Consider the following 13,796-nt stretch of genomic DNA (forward strand, 5'->3'; position numbering starts at 1 on the left):
GACAAGCACGTCCGTCTCGTCGCCGACATCAACAGCGACGGCAAGGCCGACATCATAGGATTCGGCGACGACGGCGTTTGGACCGCGCTCTCGGCGGGAGATGGAGGCTTTGCCCCCGAGAAGTTCGTGCTCGCCAATATCGGTTTCAACCAGGGCTGGCGGCCGGACAAGCACGTTCGCCTCGTCGCCGACCTCAACAATGACCGCAGGGCGGACATCGTAGGATTCGGCGACGACGGCGTTTGGACCGCCCTGTCGGCGGGAGACGGAGGTTTTGCCCCAGAGAAATTCGTGCTCGCCAATTTCGGTTTCAACCAAGGCTGGCGTTTGTCGCCCAACCAATAGAGCCCGGACCTCGCGCTTAAACGCGAGCGCGATTTTAAGGGCCACGACAACCGGCCAAGGCCGCTTTGAGGCGGCTAAGCTAAGTGGTTGCGCGCAAGAAAGCCTCCCGAATGGAATTGACCATCGGGAGGCTCGCCGCATCAGCGGCCAAAGGCGACGTCGTCACGCTTGACGATGCGCGACCATGCCTTAAAAAGGGGCGGCCTTTTTTGGGAGTTGGCGACTGTTGAGGGCGTGGTTGCGGATCGTCATTCAGACCACGGCCCCATTCGCGAGGTGGCGGGAACTATGCTTCGCCAGCCAACTTCTTCGGAACGGGACAAAATCGCGGACCATGCCGTAGCCGGCGAACCATGGGGCTGGAACGGAAAACACCGGCGAAGAAAGCGCTCGCCAAGAGCACGCTGTCAAAACAGCTTCCGGCAAAAAAGGCGACGGCCAAGAAACGCCCCCTGACATCCCTCGATCGCAACGAAGACGAGTGCAGCTAAGAAACTCGGCGCGAGAAAGACCACGTCCAAAAAGGCCGTGGGCTAGAAAAATCAGTGAATTGCCGACAGCCCTCACAGCGTTTTATATTTGCGATGGACATAGCCGAGGCAGTCGCCTTCCGGGCCATATTCCACGGCCTCGACGGTCCCGATCATGACAAGATGGGTCGCGATCTCTTTCGTCTCAATGAGGCGGCAGTCGAACGAGGCGACCGCGTTCTTGAGCGCCGGCGCGCCGGTCACGAGCTTGGCCCATTCGCCGCTGGTGAACCTTTCGTCGAGATGCTGATCGGTGCGGCCCGCGAAAATATTCGAAAGCGCTTCGTGCGAAGGGGCCAGCGTATTAATGCAGAAAACGCCATTTTCGATGATTCTGGCTGCGGAGGGAGAGTTTCCATTGATGCAAAACAGCATCATCGGCGGTTCGACCGTAATCGACGTCACGGAGGTCGCGGTGATCCCGCCAAGCCCCGCCGCGCCATCTGTGGTCACAATATGAACGGCGGCGGCCAGGCGGCTCATCGCTTCGCGAAACCGCGCCGGATCGACCCCAACTAAAACGTCGGACCGTCCAATGGTGGAATTTGTCATATTTCTCGCCAGGCTCCTCAACCAGACCGTCTTCGGCCAAAAAAAGCCGGAGACGGAGCACTTTCCTTGATAGCAAAGTCAGCCTTACAAACAAAGCGCGCGGTCGGCGCTCATTGAAGCCAAGCAATTGCCGCGCCGCGCATCAGCTCCAGGGCGCTTTCCACCGCCGCAAAATCCCTTTAGAGCATTTTCAGGTGAAGTGGCCGCCGGTTCAGAAATTACGACAATACAAAAAGCTAGAGCGCATTCTAATTCCTTCGAATCTGAAAACGCTCTAGTTTCCGGCTTGGCGCATTGCCAGGCGTCGAAACGCGAGCGCCGCGCGGAACGCATCAAGGACGCCAAATGGAGATCTTCCTGCAGCAATTGATCAACGGCGTCACGCTGGGGTCGATCTATGGACTGATCGCCATCGGCTATACGATGGTTTTTGGCATTATCGGGATGGTGAACTTCGCTCATGGCGACGTTTTCATGGTTTCGACCTTCATCGCCCTGATTGCTTTTCTGGCGCTCACCCAGATCCTGGGCGCGACCTCCCTCCCCTTTTGCTTCATCGCGGTCCTCATTGGCGCCATGGTTCTGACCTCGCTCTGGAGCTATATGATCGAACGGCTGGCCTATCGCCGCCTTCGCGGATCGTTTCGCCTGGCGCCGCTGATCTCGGCGATCGGCATGTCGATTTTTCTGTCGAATTTGGTCTATGTCCTTCAGGGGCCGCGCAATAAATCCATGCCGCCCCTGTTCAACGACGTCATTCAGGTGACTCAAGGCGGCGGCTATGACGTCACGCTTTCGGTCAAGCAAATCCTGATCGTCGCCGTAACGGCGTTGCTGCTCGCCGGTTTCTGGCTCCTTGTGCAGAAAACATCGCTCGGGCGGGCTCAGCGCGCCTGCGAGCAGGACAGCCGGATGGCGGCCTTGCTCGGCATTGACGTCGACCGGACAATCTCCTTGACCTTCGTCATCGGCGCCGCTCTCGCAGCCGTCGCTGGCGTCCTCTACATGTTGTATTACGGCGTGGTGAATTCCAGCGATGGGTTCATCCCCGGCGTCAAGGCCTTCACCGCCGCCGTGCTCGGAGGAATCGGCTCGTTGCCCGGCGCCGTCCTCGGCGGCCTGCTGATCGGGCTGATCGAGACCTTCTGGTCGGCCTATTTCTCGAGCGATTATAAGGACGTCGCCGCCTTCTCGATTCTTGCAGTCACGCTGATCTTCATGCCGTCGGGTCTGTTCGGCCGGCCGGACGTCGAGAAAGTGTGAGCTTAAGAATGCCGGAAGCCTCGCATAAACCGCGCCGACTCGCCCTGCGTCCGGCTCTGATCGGCGCGGCGAAAGCCGCCGCCCTAATGCTCGGCCTCGCGTTCCCGCTTCTCGCCTATCGCGCCGAGGCGGATTTTTCCAATCAGCTCGTCTTGCAGAGCCGCTGGTCCGCCGTCCTCTTTGCCGTAGCGACGGTCTTTGTCCTTCGCTTCGCATCCATCCTGTTCGCGCGCCAGGATAAGGCCGCGCCGCCCGCGCCGAAAAATCCATCGGCGATGCTGATCCGTTTGACCGGGCTCGCGCGCTTCGCCTCATTGGGCGGCATCGCCTGCCTGATCGCCTTTCCGATTGTCATGCTGGCGCTGTTTGGAGCCGCTGGATCGCTGAAATGGATCGATAATTTCGGCATTCAGATCTTGATTTACGTCATGCTCGGATGGGGCCTCAATATCGTGGTCGGCCTCGCCGGGCTGCTCGATCTCGGCTATGTCGCCTTCTATGCGGTCGGCGCTTATTCCTATGCCTTGCTTTCGACCACATGGGGTTGGTCGTTTTGGATCTGCCTGCCGGTCGCCGGCCTGCTCGCGGCCTTTTGGGGCGTCATGCTGGGCTTCCCGGTCTTGCGACTGCGCGGCGATTATCTCGCGATCGTCACTTTGGCCTTTGGCGAAATCATTCGGATCGTTCTCACCAACTGGACCGCGCTGACCAATGGCGACTCCGGCATTGGCTCGATCCCCCGCATCAGCTTCTTCGGCTTGCCCTTTGTCGCGGGGCCTAGCGGATTCGCCGCCCATTTCGGGCTCGCATATGCGCCGATCCATCGGGTGATCTTTCTTTTCTATCTTGTCCTCGCTCTGGCGCTGCTGACGAATTTCGTGACCTTGCGGCTGCGCCGCCTGCCGATCGGACGCGCCTGGGAGGCCCTGCGCGAGGACGAGATCGCCTGCCGTTCGCTGGGGATCGACACGGTGACGACGAAACTCACCGCCTTCGCGCTCGGGGCGCTGGTCGCCGGACTCGCCGGCGCCGTCTTCGCCGCGCGGCAAAATTTCGTTTCTCCCTCGAGCTTCACCTTTCTCGAATCGGCGACCATCCTTGCCATCGTCGTTCTGGGCGGCAGAGGCTCGCAGCTCGGCGTCGCGCTCGCCGCGACCGGCATTATCGGCGGCTCCGAATTGCTGCGCGAGCTCGACGGCCTCAAGCGCATTTTTGGCGACGCCTTCGATCCAACCCAATATCGCATGCTCATCGTTGGCTTCGCCATGGTGGTCATGATGAACTGGAAGCCGCGCGGGCTCATCGCCATCCGCACGCCGTCGATTTTTTTATTCAAACGAAAGCCCATCGTCGGCGCGCTCGCCAAAGAGGGCCATGGCTGATGCGCTGGAACAACGCGCCACTGCTCACGGTCGAACATTTGACGATGCGCTTTGGCGGCCTCACCGCCGTCGACGATCTCGATTTCAGCGTCGGACGCGGCGACATCACCGCCTTGATCGGGCCGAATGGGGCCGGCAAGACGACGGTCTTTAATTGCATCACCGGCTTCTACAAGCCGAGCGCCGGGCGGCTCGCCCTGGCCCGCACCGGATCTGCCGCGCCGGAAGATGTCCTGGCCCTGACCAGAACAGGAAGACGCCATGCTAAAACGCCGAGCGGCGACATATTCCTGCTCGAACGCATGGCGGATTTCGAAATCGCCCGGCTGGCTGGAATCGCCCGCACGTTTCAAAACATTCGCCTCTTCGCCGGCATGACCTTGGTCGAGAATCTCATCGTCGCGCAGCATAATCCCTTGATGGCGGCGTCCGGCTTCGGCCTGCTCGGCCTGATCGGGTCCCGCTTCTATCGCTCCCGCGAAAAACAGGCGGTCGAAAAGGCCCGCTATTGGCTCGACAAACTGGATCTTTTGGCGCGCGCCGACGATCCGGCCGGCGCGCTGCCTTATGGCGCGCAGCGCCGGCTGGAGATCGCCAGGGCCATGTGCTCGCGCCCGACCCTGCTCTGCCTCGATGAACCGGCCGCCGGACTGAACCCGCGCGAATCGAGCGAACTCAACGCTCTCCTGCGATCGATCCGCGACGAACACGATACCTCCGTGCTCCTGATCGAACATGACATGTCGGTCGTGATGGAAATCTCCGACCATGTCATCGTTCTGGATTACGGCCAGAAAATCGCCGACGGCGCCCCAGCGGACATCCGGCGGGACCCGAACGTCATCAAGGCCTATCTTGGCGTCGAGGACGAGGTCCCGGCGACGACAGCCGGAATCGGCGCATGCGGGATCGGCGCATGAAGGCGGCGCTCCCCAAACTCCTGTTGTCGGTTCATGGCGTCAAGGCGTTCTATGGCAATATCATCGCCCTGAAAGGCGTCGACCTCACCATCAACGAGGGCGAAATCGTCGCCCTGATCGGCGCCAATGGCGCCGGCAAGACGACTTTGATGATGACGATCTTCGGCAACCCGCGCGCGCAAGAAGGCGCGATCCTTTTCGAGCAGCGCGACATAGCCGCGATGAAAACCCATGACATCGCGAGACTCGGGCTCGCCCAATCGCCGGAAGGGCGGCGGATTTTTCCGCGCATGACGGTCTATGAGAATTTGCAAATGGGCGCGGCGATCAGCGGCCAGGCGCATTTTGCCGCCGATCTCGAACGCGTCTTTACCATTTTTCCTCGGCTAAAGGAGCGCTCCAGCCAGCGCGGCGGCACATTGTCGGGCGGCGAGCAACAGATGCTGGCGATCGGGCGCGCCTTGATGAGCCGGCCGCGGCTGCTCATGCTGGATGAGCCCTCGCTTGGCCTGGCGCCGCTCATCGTCAAGCAGATCTTCGACGTCATCGCGGCGCTGAACAAAGAGGAGGGCCTGACCGTCTTCCTAGTCGAGCAGAACGCCTACCATGCCTTGAAACTCGCCGACCGCGGCTATGTCATGGTCAATGGGCTGATTACTTTATCGGGGAGCGGGCGCGAGCTCCTGGCGCGGCCGGAAATCCGCGCCGCCTATCTCGAGGGCGGCCATTGACGCCGGCCTTTCTCTTTGACGATGGCGGCAAGGGGCTGTTTGTCTTTCTCGGCATCAGCGTCATTCTTGGCGGCTTGGCGGCCTTCAGCACCGGCCGGGCGCTCGCCAGGAATTGGCGCCCGCTCTGGCTGGCGTTCGCCTATGGCCTGCCGCTCGCCGCCGCGATGCGCTTTCTGCACTACGCTCTCTTCGAGGAGCGGCTCTTGTCAGCGCAAGCCTATGCGCTTGACTTCCTGGTCGCCGCCAGCTTCGCCTGGCTAGGGTTCAAGCTCACTCGCGGGAGCCAGATGAAGAAACAATATCGCTGGATCGGCGCCAAACACGCTTGCAAGCAGGACTGAAAGCAAGAGGGAATGAGGCATGAAACATCTGACTGCAAGGATCAGGATCGCGGCGCTCGCCGCCGCCATTGTTTCCCTGGCCGGCGCCGCGCAGGCGCAGGTCAAGATCGGCGTTGGCGGCCCGGTCACCGGTCCTGATGCGACCTTTGGCGCGCAGTTGCGGATGGGCGTCGAACAGGCGGTCGAAGACATTAACGCGGCGGGCGGAATCCTTGGCCAGCGATTGGTCCTGTCGGTTGGCGACGACGGCGCAGATCCCAAGCAAGGCGTCTCGATCGCCAATAAATTCGTCGGCGATCAGGTGCGTTTCGTCGTCGGCCATTTCAATTCCGGCGTGACGATGCCCGCCACGGAAATCTACGCCGAGAACGCCGTCTTGGCGATCACGCCGGCCTCGACCAATCCGAAGATAACCGAACGCGGCCTCGAGACGATCTTTCGAACCTGCGGCCGGGACGATCAACAAGGCAAGGTCGCGGCCCAGTTCCTCGTCGCCCAGGGCGCGAAGAAAATAGCCATCATCCATGACAAGAGCACTTATGGGAAAGGCCTTGCCGACGAGACGCGCAAGAACCTCGAGGCGGCTGGCGTGAAGCCGGTCCTCTACGAAGCGCTCAACAAGGGCGAGAAGGACTATTCGGCCATCGTCTCCAAGATCAAGGCTTCCGGGGCGGACATCGTCTATTGGGGCGGCGTCCATACCGAGGGGGGACTGCTCGCGCGCCAGATGCGCGGCCAAGGGGTGAGCGCCGCGCTAATGGGCGGCGATGGAATAGCCTCGGATGAATTCGCCGCGATCGGCGGCCCTGGCGTCGAAGGCAGCTTCATGACCTTTCCGCCCGACCCCCGCAACCGGCCGGAAGCCGCGAAAGTCGTGCAGGAGTTCAAGGCCAAAAACTTCAACCCCGAAACCTATACGCTCTATTCCTACGCCGCCGTCGAGATCATCAAACAGGCCGCCGAGGCGGCGAAATCGGCCGATCCGATGGAGGTGGCGAAGGTCATGCATTCGGGCGCGACCTTCAAGACCGTCGTCGGCGACCTCGGCTATGACAAGAAAGGAGACGTCACCCGCGCGGACTATGTCGTCTATGTCTGGAAGAAGGGGCCGGACGGCAAGATCAGCTATTACGAAGTCGAACGATAGCCGTCGGCAGGGCGATCAGCCGATGGTGGCGAGGCTGGGGAAAGTCTGCAGCAGCCAAAAAGAAACATCCTGAACCGATCCGGTCAGGAAGGCGACGCCGGTCAAGACCAAAAGAAGTCCAACCACCCGCTCAAGCACGCCAAAATAGCGCCTGAAACGCTTGATCAAACGAACAAAGGGCTCTATCGCCAGCGCCGCCAGAAAAAACGGCAGGCCGAGCCCGCCTGAATAGGCCCCGAGCAGCGCGGCGCCTTTGCCGGCCGTCTCCTGCGAGGCGGCGACGGCGAGAATCGCTGCGAGAATAGGACCGATGCAGGGCGTCCAACCGAAAGCGAAGGCCAGCCCCATGACATAGGCGCCCCAGGTCCCAACCGGCCTCTGCACTTCGAGGCGCGCCTCGCGATATAGCAGGGCGAAGCGGAACACGCCCAAGAAATGGAATCCCATGACAATGATCGCGAATCCGGCGAGAAGCGAGAGAAGCCTGAGATGCTCGCGCAAGACCTGGCCGAACACCGAAGCCGTCGCCCCAAGCCCGACAAACACCGTCGAAAAGCCGCAAATGAAAAGCGCCGCGGCGATGAGAATGTCTCGCCGCGCCCGGCTTTCGCGGCGGGTCGCGACCTCCTCGATCGTCGTTCCGGCGAGAAAGGTGAGGTAGGGCGGCACCAAGGGCAGCACGCAAGGGCTCAAGAACGACAAGAGACCAGCGAGTGCGGCGGCGGGAAGGGTGACATCATTTGTCATGCGCGCTTTTAGCCGGTCCCGGCGCCAGGGGAAAGCCGCAACAGCGCCGGATGGCCGGGCGCGGGGAGCCAATTTCGTAAAATAGGCGTGATAGCGTTAAGCCTCTCCAGCCGCGCTCTCCAGGACGGCCTTCTATGAGGGGGCCCAAGGTTTGCTTCAGAAAAGATCCCTTTTACAGGAAAGGTCCCTATTGAAAAAAATCGATGCCGCCATCTTGCAGTTTCCCGCCCTCGCCGGGCTCTCGATTTGCGCGCCCCTTAGCTCCTGCGGGCGGCATTCACGCGCGGGCGCCAGGCTTGGCGCAATGAGCGAGCCTGCGCCGCGATGACGGTCTTTCTCGCCTTTTTTTGCAATATCCTGTTCAATTTTGCGATCGGGCTTCTCGTCGCGAAATTCCTCGGGCCCGAGGAATATGGCCGCTTCGCCCTAGCCCATGCGACGGCGATCGCCGTGCAAACCGGCTTTTTCGACTGGATCCGGCTTGGCGCGACGCGTTTTTATTCGGAGAGAATAAGGCGGGAGGAGCCGGCCTTGCGCGCGACGCTCGATTTCGGCTTCGCCATCATCACGGTCGGGCTCACAATCGGCGCCTCGCTTCTGCTGTTTTCGGGCGTCAGCTTCACCTTATCCAACGGCTTGATCGCCCTTGCGCTCGGCGTCGCCGTCGCCAACGGCCTATTTGATTATTATACCGCGCTGGTTCGCGCCCGTTTCCATGATCGTCTCTTCACCCGCCTCGTTCTGGTCAAGAATCTGTTCGCCTTCGCGCTCATGGGTGGGGGGGCCTTCTGGTTTGGCTCGGCCAAGATGACCTTGATCGGCGGCATCGTCAGCCTCGGCGGTTCGGTCATTACCGCGCGCGCCGCGCTGCGCGATCCAAGTTCGCAGCCTCGCCTCGCCAGATTCTCGATCGCAGAGGCGATGATGCGCTACAGCCTGCCGATTGTCGGGGCCAATCTGCTTTACCTTGCGATCCCCCTCGCCAATCGCTCCATCGTCGCGGTCCTCTATGGATTTTCGGAAACCGGGCAATTTTCTCTCGCCTATGATTTCGGCGCCAAGGCGATCGCGGCGATCGGCTCCGCGCTTGACATCGTCTTGTTCCAGATCGCTGTCGCCACGCATGAATTGCAAGGGCCGACGCAGGCGAAGCGGCAGATCGGCCGCAATATGACGATTGTTGTCGCGATGGTCCTGCCAGCCTGCACCGGCATTTGGCTCACCCTGCCCTCGGTCGAGCAGTTGATCGTGCCGGTCGATTTTCGCGGCCATTTCGGTCTGCTGCTGCCTTTGATGATGACCGGCCTGTTCTGCATGGCCATCATCCAATATGCGATCAATCCAATTTTCCAGATCGAAAAAAGAACCGCGCCATTGGTCGCCGCCGCCTTGGTCGCCTGCGTCGTCGATCCGCTCTTGATTCTCGTCTTGCCGCGCGACGCCGGAGCATCCAGCCTCGCCATCGCTCAGGCCGGCGCCATGGTCGCGGCTCTCGTAACTCTGGTCGCCTTCGCCAGCCTCTCCAGCCCGCAATGGCCGAGCCGGCGCGATCTCGCCGCCACGGTCCTCGCCAATGCGGTCATGTCGGCGATGCTGCTGCCGATGCGAGATAAGGAGCCTGGACTCGCGACTCTGGTTGAACAGATCATCGTCGGCGTCGGCGTCTACGCCTTCGTCGTGATGAGCGCCGATGTCGCCGGCCTGCGCAGCATCACGGTCGCCCGCCTCCGGCTCACGGCGGCGCGGATGAAAACGCTTTAGAGCATGATCCCAAGAAAGCTGCAGACTTTCTGGGTAGAATCATGCCTCAAAAACAATGAGATAGCGCGCATAATCTTTGCCTGCGGGTTGCCGCGTCTTGTGATCAGCGTTCCGCTCGGCGTCCCCCGCCGCGCTTGCGCATGAGCAGCGTAGCCCAGCCGTCGATATCAATCCGGCGCACTAGGGCAACGCCCTGCGTCTGATAAGCGGCGACGACGCCCGGCACATCACGGCCAATGAGCCCCGAAAGGACAATATCGGCGCCGCCCCCGGTCAATCGCGCGATCTGCGGGGCAAGCCCGCGCAATGGGCGCGCGAGGATGTTGGCGAAGACAAGATCGTATGGCGCGCCCTGGCGCAGCGCGTTATGGGACGCGCCGCTCGCGAGCACCGGACGCACAAACGCTGCGACGCCGTTGTGCCGCGCATTGGCCGATGTCGCCGTCACGCAGACCGGATCTATATCGCCGGCCTGCACTTTCCGCTTGAACAGTTTGGCCGCCGCGATGGCGAGGACGCCCGATCCCGCGCCAAGATCGAGGATGGCGCGCGGGCGGCGGCGGCGGGCGACCCGGTCCAGCATAAGAAGGCAGCCGCGCGTCGAGCCGTGATGCCCGGTGCCGAAGGCGAGCGCCGCTTCGATTTCGATGGCGATGTCATTTTCCCGCACGGCGGCGCGGCCATGCGAGCCGTGCACGATGAAGCGCCCCGCCCGCACCGGCTTCAGGCCTTCGAGCGACGAGGCGACCCAATCGCGTTGATGGACGGCGCCGAAGGTCGCGGCTTTCGCGGCCTGGTCGCCCGCGGCGACGGCGACGAGGGCGCGAACGCTCGCCTCATCGGGCGGCGCCCCGAAATAGACCTCGACGATCCAGGGGCCCTGGCTCCAATCCTTGGTGTTGGGCGTCTCTTCGAAGGCCGCAGCGGCGGTGTCGGCCGGGTCGAACGTCTCGACGATAATATCGGCGATCCGGCGCGCGGTCGTCTCGTCGCAGGCAAGGCGCATCACATAGGCGGCATTATTGGGCGGCAGACCTTCAAGCATGGCGGCGCGTAGCATGGCGCGGGTGAAACGGCAACGCGCGCAATTGTCTTAAGGGAAAAGCCGATGCTCCCTATCTTGTGGCGTCGACGCATGATCTTATCCAAAAGGCCCATAACTCCTTTAAGATCACGCTCGATGACGACTGCCTCGTTCCTTCCGCTAGCCTGCCTGTTCACAGCGCTCGCCGGCCCGGCCTTCGCCGATGAACCGCGCTCGCCGGCGCCGGTTCCGGTTTCCATGCAAGCCTATGGCGATCAGCACCTCGGGTGCCTTGAATGGACCGATTCCTGCCGGATCTGTCGTCGGCTGGACCCCGCCTCGCAAAGCGAAGCCGAGATCGCCTGCTCGACGCCGGGCATCGCCTGCCAACCGGGCGAAATCGCCTGCAAGGCGGCGCGCTGACCTGCGGATGAATGGATTCCAGGCCGATTGCCGCCGCGATCGCCTCTGGATCGCCCAATCCTTTCCAATGACTCTCTCGCCCAGATGTTTTATCCAGGCGAGCGGCTGTCATCCCCTCCGATCCGGGCAGAACCTTGTCATCCATTGGAGGGACCCGCCCGGCGCGCCGCAGCGCGGAAAGCGAAAAGGAAAAATCTGTGAAGCTCGTGATTTTCGACATAGATGGGACGCTCGTCGACAGTCAGGAGTTTCTCCTCGAGGCGCAACGCCGCGCTTTCGAGGCGCATCGCATCGAGCCGCCGAGCCGCGAGACGTCGCTCTCGATCGTGGGACTCTCGCTGCGTGAAGCCTTCACCGTTCTCGCCGGGGAGCAAGGGCCGGTCGACAGTCTGGCGCAAGCCTATCGCGACGCCTGGAAGACCATGCGCGGTGATCCCGCCTTTGACGATCCCCTCTATCCCGGCGCGTCCGGCGCGGTGGCGGCCCTCGCCAAACGCGACAATGTGCTTCTTGGCATCGCCACCGGAAAATCTCGCAATGGCGTCGCTCATCTTCTCGACCGTTGCGGCTGGGAGGGCTGGTTTTCCACAGTGCAGACCTCCGATGAACATCCCTCGAAGCCGGCGCCCGGCATGATTCTCGCCGCCCTGAGCGAGACCGGCGCGGCTCCCGCCTCGACCTATATGATCGGCGACACGACCTATGATATGGAGATGGCTTGCGCCGCCGGCGTCCACCCCATCGGAGTCGCCTGGGGCTATCACGCCCGCGCCGAACTGCGGGATGCGGGCGCCGAATGGATCGTCTCTAATTTCGACGAATTGTTGCAGTTGATCGAAACCTAAAGCTCAAGCGTTACAGTTCATTCGCTGTTCGAACTATAAAATCGCTTTTGGCGGATTGCGGTTCGCGCCCGCGCCCTTGGCTCAAGCCGCGTTTGGCTCGAAGATAGGCAGACCGATGCCGGACAAGATCATCCCCGAGGATCCCGCTCGCAGCGACGCAAGCGCCGCGGAGGGCGCCTCGCCTTCGGGCGCCGGGCCGATCGACCCTTTGGCCATGGCCAGGCGCGATTTGCAGAAGGCTCTGCCCAAGCGTTTCTACGCGGAGGCGACGGCCTCGCCTCAGGACGGCGCCTTCGCTCTGCTGCTCGACGGGCGGCCCGCAAAGACGCCCGCCCGAAATAGGCTGGCCCTGCCGACATTGGCCGCCGCGCAGGAACTCGCCGCCGAATGGAGCCGGCAAGGCGAACTGATCGATCCCGGGGCCATGCCCTTCACGCGGATCGTCAATTCGGCGATCGACGGAGTCGCGCGCGAGATCGGCGCGACCGCCGAGGAGATCGCCAAATATGCCGATTCGGATCTCGTCTGCTATCGCGCCGGCGCGCCCGAAGCGCTGGCGCAGGCGCAAGCCGCCGCCTGGGACCCCATTCTTGCCTTCGCGCGGGAAAAAATCGGCGCGCGCCTTATCTGCGCCGAAGGCGTGATGTTCCTCGAACAGCCCGAGCCGGCCCGCCGCGCCGTGAGAGACGCGCTCAAGCAGATTGCCGAGTCCGGACCAGCCGCGCCCTTTGCGCTGGCCGCGCTGCATGTGATGACGACGCTGACCGGCTCGGCCCTCATCGCCCTCGCCGTCGCCCGGGGCGAGATAACGCCCGCCGAGGCCTGGGCCGCCGCGCATGTCGACGAGGATTTCCAGATGCGGCTTTGGGGCGCCGATGAAGAGGCGATGGCGCGCCGGGCGCGGCGATGGATCGAGATGGAGGCGGCGGCGAAGCTTTTCAGACTCGTCGCGTAGGAGCTCCGCCTGGCAATGGGCCGACGCGAGCCTACCGCAGGCGCTCCGCTCCAAATAGGCTATACTGACCGCGGCTAAGCGTCAGATGCATTGGCGCAAAGCATACGCGCAAATCGTTCTAGAGCATTTTCGAGCGAAGTGGATACCGGTTCGCGTTAAGAAAATGCGCCAAAACAAAGACCTAGAGCTGCTTTCCGATTCCGCCGAAACTGGGAGCGCTCTAGCAGTCATTGAAACAACGGGGTTTTCCATGCAACAGCAATTTGATATTTTCATCGCGCAAACGCCAAGCGGCGTTGGCGCCCATTGGGGTTGGCTCGTCGCGCTTGGCGCAGCTCTTTCCGTGCTCGGGATCCTAGCGATCTGGCGGGCGCGGACCGCAACTTTGGTCTCCGTGGCCATCATCGGCGCGCTGCTCCTCGTCGGAGCCATTGGCGTATTCACCGTCGCATTTTCATTCACCGGCTATTGGACCGCCTTTTTCATCCATGTCCTCTGGGCCATCCTGCTGGCGATCATCGGCTTCATCCTGGTGACCCGCCCGGCGATCGGCGCCGAAGCCATCACCGTTGTCATCGCCTTCTACTTTTTGGCGACGGGCGCTGTCGTCATCGGCTTCGCCCTGTCGTCTCACATCGAAGGCCAATGGCTCTACGTAGCCGACGGCGCGCTGAGCCTAGCGCTCGGCGCCCTTCTCCTTGCCGGCTGGCCGGTCTCGGGACTGTGGGCGATCGGTCTTTTCATAGGGATCGATCTCATCCTACGCGGCGGCGCAATCGTCGCTTTGGGCCTCAGCCTTCGCCGGCTCGCGCAATGAAAGCTTGAACGCG

The 13,796-nt window shown here is 62.2% G+C and carries 15 protein-coding genes; 12 read left to right on the forward strand and 3 right to left on the reverse strand.

The annotated features are described in order from the left end of the window. The coding region (locus DL86_RS20185) for an FG-GAP repeat domain-containing protein (RefSeq protein WP_162180451.1) at positions 1-345 on the forward strand (345 nt) is incomplete at its 5' end. A gap of 563 nt (positions 346-908) precedes the next feature. On the opposite strand, the gene DL86_RS15900 is transcribed toward DL86_RS20185, so the two are convergent. After that, a complete protein-coding gene (locus DL86_RS15900; RefSeq protein WP_051953583.1) occupies positions 909-1,427 on the reverse strand; it encodes a flavin reductase family protein in 519 nt (172 codons plus the stop codon). A 345-nt stretch (positions 1,428-1,772) separates the two neighbouring features. Here DL86_RS15900 and DL86_RS15905 point away from each other — a divergent pair, with 345 nt between their 5' ends. The 6 genes from DL86_RS15905 to DL86_RS15930 are packed head-to-tail and all read left to right on the forward strand — an operon-like array spanning position 1,773 to position 7,211. Then, the gene (locus DL86_RS15905) at positions 1,773-2,690 is read left to right on the forward strand and encodes a branched-chain amino acid ABC transporter permease (protein WP_036263938.1); all 918 of its coding nucleotides are present in this window, start codon (positions 1,773-1,775) and stop codon (positions 2,688-2,690) included. An 8-nt stretch (positions 2,691-2,698) separates the two neighbouring features. Next, positions 2,699-4,072, forward strand: a complete 1,374-nt coding sequence (gene livM / locus DL86_RS15910) for a high-affinity branched-chain amino acid ABC transporter permease LivM (RefSeq protein WP_036263473.1) — start codon at positions 2,699-2,701, stop codon at positions 4,070-4,072. After that, complete coding sequence (locus DL86_RS15915; protein ID WP_036263475.1) at positions 4,072-4,992, forward strand: ABC transporter ATP-binding protein; 921 nt, start codon at positions 4,072-4,074, stop codon at positions 4,990-4,992. Before livM ends, DL86_RS15915 begins: the two co-directional genes overlap by 1 nt. Beyond that, positions 4,974-5,723 carry an ABC transporter ATP-binding protein gene (locus DL86_RS15920; RefSeq protein WP_036263476.1) on the forward strand — a complete coding sequence of 250 codons (750 nt, stop codon included), beginning with the start codon at positions 4,974-4,976 and terminating at the stop codon, positions 5,721-5,723. Before DL86_RS15915 ends, DL86_RS15920 begins: the two co-directional genes overlap by 19 nt. Further along, positions 5,720-6,064 carry a DUF6867 family protein gene (locus DL86_RS15925; RefSeq protein ID WP_051953585.1) on the forward strand — a complete coding sequence of 115 codons (345 nt, stop codon included), beginning with the start codon at positions 5,720-5,722 and terminating at the stop codon, positions 6,062-6,064. Before DL86_RS15920 ends, DL86_RS15925 begins: the two co-directional genes overlap by 4 nt. A 19-nt stretch (positions 6,065-6,083) precedes the next feature. After that, positions 6,084-7,211, forward strand: coding sequence for a branched-chain amino acid ABC transporter substrate-binding protein (locus DL86_RS15930; protein ID WP_051953587.1), 1,128 nt, complete (start codon positions 6,084-6,086; stop codon positions 7,209-7,211). A 15-nt stretch (positions 7,212-7,226) separates the two neighbouring features. Here the strand turns inward: DL86_RS15930 and DL86_RS15935 are convergent, their stop codons facing one another. After that, positions 7,227-7,958, reverse strand: a complete 732-nt coding sequence (locus tag DL86_RS15935; RefSeq protein WP_036263478.1) for a cytochrome c biogenesis CcdA family protein — start codon at positions 7,956-7,958, stop codon at positions 7,227-7,229. Between the two features lie 324 nt (positions 7,959-8,282). On the opposite strand from DL86_RS15935, the gene DL86_RS15940 reads away from it, so the two are divergent. After that, complete coding sequence (locus DL86_RS15940) at positions 8,283-9,719, forward strand: lipopolysaccharide biosynthesis protein (protein WP_036263480.1); 1,437 nt, start codon at positions 8,283-8,285, stop codon at positions 9,717-9,719. A 103-nt stretch (positions 9,720-9,822) separates the two neighbouring features. On the opposite strand, the gene DL86_RS15945 is transcribed toward DL86_RS15940, so the two are convergent. Beyond that, the gene (locus DL86_RS15945) at positions 9,823-10,764 is read right to left on the reverse strand and encodes a 50S ribosomal protein L11 methyltransferase (protein WP_036263941.1); all 942 of its coding nucleotides are present in this window, start codon (positions 10,762-10,764) and stop codon (positions 9,823-9,825) included. 135 nt (positions 10,765-10,899) lie between these two features. On the opposite strand from DL86_RS15945, the gene DL86_RS15950 reads away from it, so the two are divergent. The 4 genes from DL86_RS15950 (at position 10,900) to DL86_RS15965 (ending at position 13,783) form a co-directional block, all read left to right on the forward strand. Continuing rightward, positions 10,900-11,166, forward strand: coding sequence for a hypothetical protein (locus tag DL86_RS15950; protein WP_051953589.1), 267 nt, complete (start codon positions 10,900-10,902; stop codon positions 11,164-11,166). Between the two features lie 197 nt (positions 11,167-11,363). Then, the gene (locus DL86_RS15955; RefSeq protein WP_036263949.1) at positions 11,364-12,011 is read left to right on the forward strand and encodes an HAD-IA family hydrolase; all 648 of its coding nucleotides are present in this window, start codon (positions 11,364-11,366) and stop codon (positions 12,009-12,011) included. A 115-nt stretch (positions 12,012-12,126) separates the two neighbouring features. Next, the gene (locus DL86_RS15960; RefSeq protein ID WP_084572995.1) at positions 12,127-12,966 is read left to right on the forward strand and encodes an ATP12 family chaperone protein; all 840 of its coding nucleotides are present in this window, start codon (positions 12,127-12,129) and stop codon (positions 12,964-12,966) included. Between the two features lie 250 nt (positions 12,967-13,216). Further along, positions 13,217-13,783 (forward strand): HdeD family acid-resistance protein, encoded by a 567-nt coding sequence (locus DL86_RS15965; protein ID WP_036263954.1) that lies wholly within the window; start codon positions 13,217-13,219, stop codon positions 13,781-13,783. Positions 13,784-13,796 lie beyond the last annotated feature (13 nt).

This window comes from Methylocapsa aurea, assembly GCF_000746085.1.
Lineage (GTDB): Bacteria > Pseudomonadota > Alphaproteobacteria > Rhizobiales > Beijerinckiaceae > Methylocapsa > Methylocapsa aurea.

Excerpts from the sequence above, each read along its gene's own strand:
- DL86_RS15900 (WP_051953583.1), bottom strand. The coding sequence starts at position 1,427 with ATGACAAATTCCACCATTGGACGGTCCGACGTTTTAGTTGGGGTCGAT.
- DL86_RS15960 (WP_084572995.1), top strand. The coding sequence starts at position 12,127 with ATGCCGGACAAGATCATCCCCGAGGATCCCGCTCGCAGCGACGCAAGC.
- DL86_RS15945 (WP_036263941.1), bottom strand. The coding sequence starts at position 10,764 with ATGCTTGAAGGTCTGCCGCCCAATAATGCCGCCTATGTGATGCGCCTT.
- DL86_RS15950 (WP_051953589.1), top strand. The coding sequence starts at position 10,900 with ATGACGACTGCCTCGTTCCTTCCGCTAGCCTGCCTGTTCACAGCGCTC.
- DL86_RS15940 (WP_036263480.1), top strand. The coding sequence starts at position 8,283 with ATGACGGTCTTTCTCGCCTTTTTTTGCAATATCCTGTTCAATTTTGCG.
- DL86_RS15920 (WP_036263476.1), top strand. The coding sequence starts at position 4,974 with ATGCGGGATCGGCGCATGAAGGCGGCGCTCCCCAAACTCCTGTTGTCG.
- DL86_RS15905 (WP_036263938.1), top strand. The coding sequence starts at position 1,773 with ATGGAGATCTTCCTGCAGCAATTGATCAACGGCGTCACGCTGGGGTCG.
- DL86_RS15930 (WP_051953587.1), top strand. The coding sequence starts at position 6,084 with ATGAAACATCTGACTGCAAGGATCAGGATCGCGGCGCTCGCCGCCGCC.
- DL86_RS15915 (WP_036263475.1), top strand. The coding sequence starts at position 4,072 with ATGCGCTGGAACAACGCGCCACTGCTCACGGTCGAACATTTGACGATG.
- DL86_RS15965 (WP_036263954.1), top strand. The coding sequence starts at position 13,217 with ATGCAACAGCAATTTGATATTTTCATCGCGCAAACGCCAAGCGGCGTT.
- livM (WP_036263473.1), top strand. The coding sequence starts at position 2,699 with ATGCCGGAAGCCTCGCATAAACCGCGCCGACTCGCCCTGCGTCCGGCT.
- DL86_RS15935 (WP_036263478.1), bottom strand. The coding sequence starts at position 7,958 with ATGACAAATGATGTCACCCTTCCCGCCGCCGCACTCGCTGGTCTCTTG.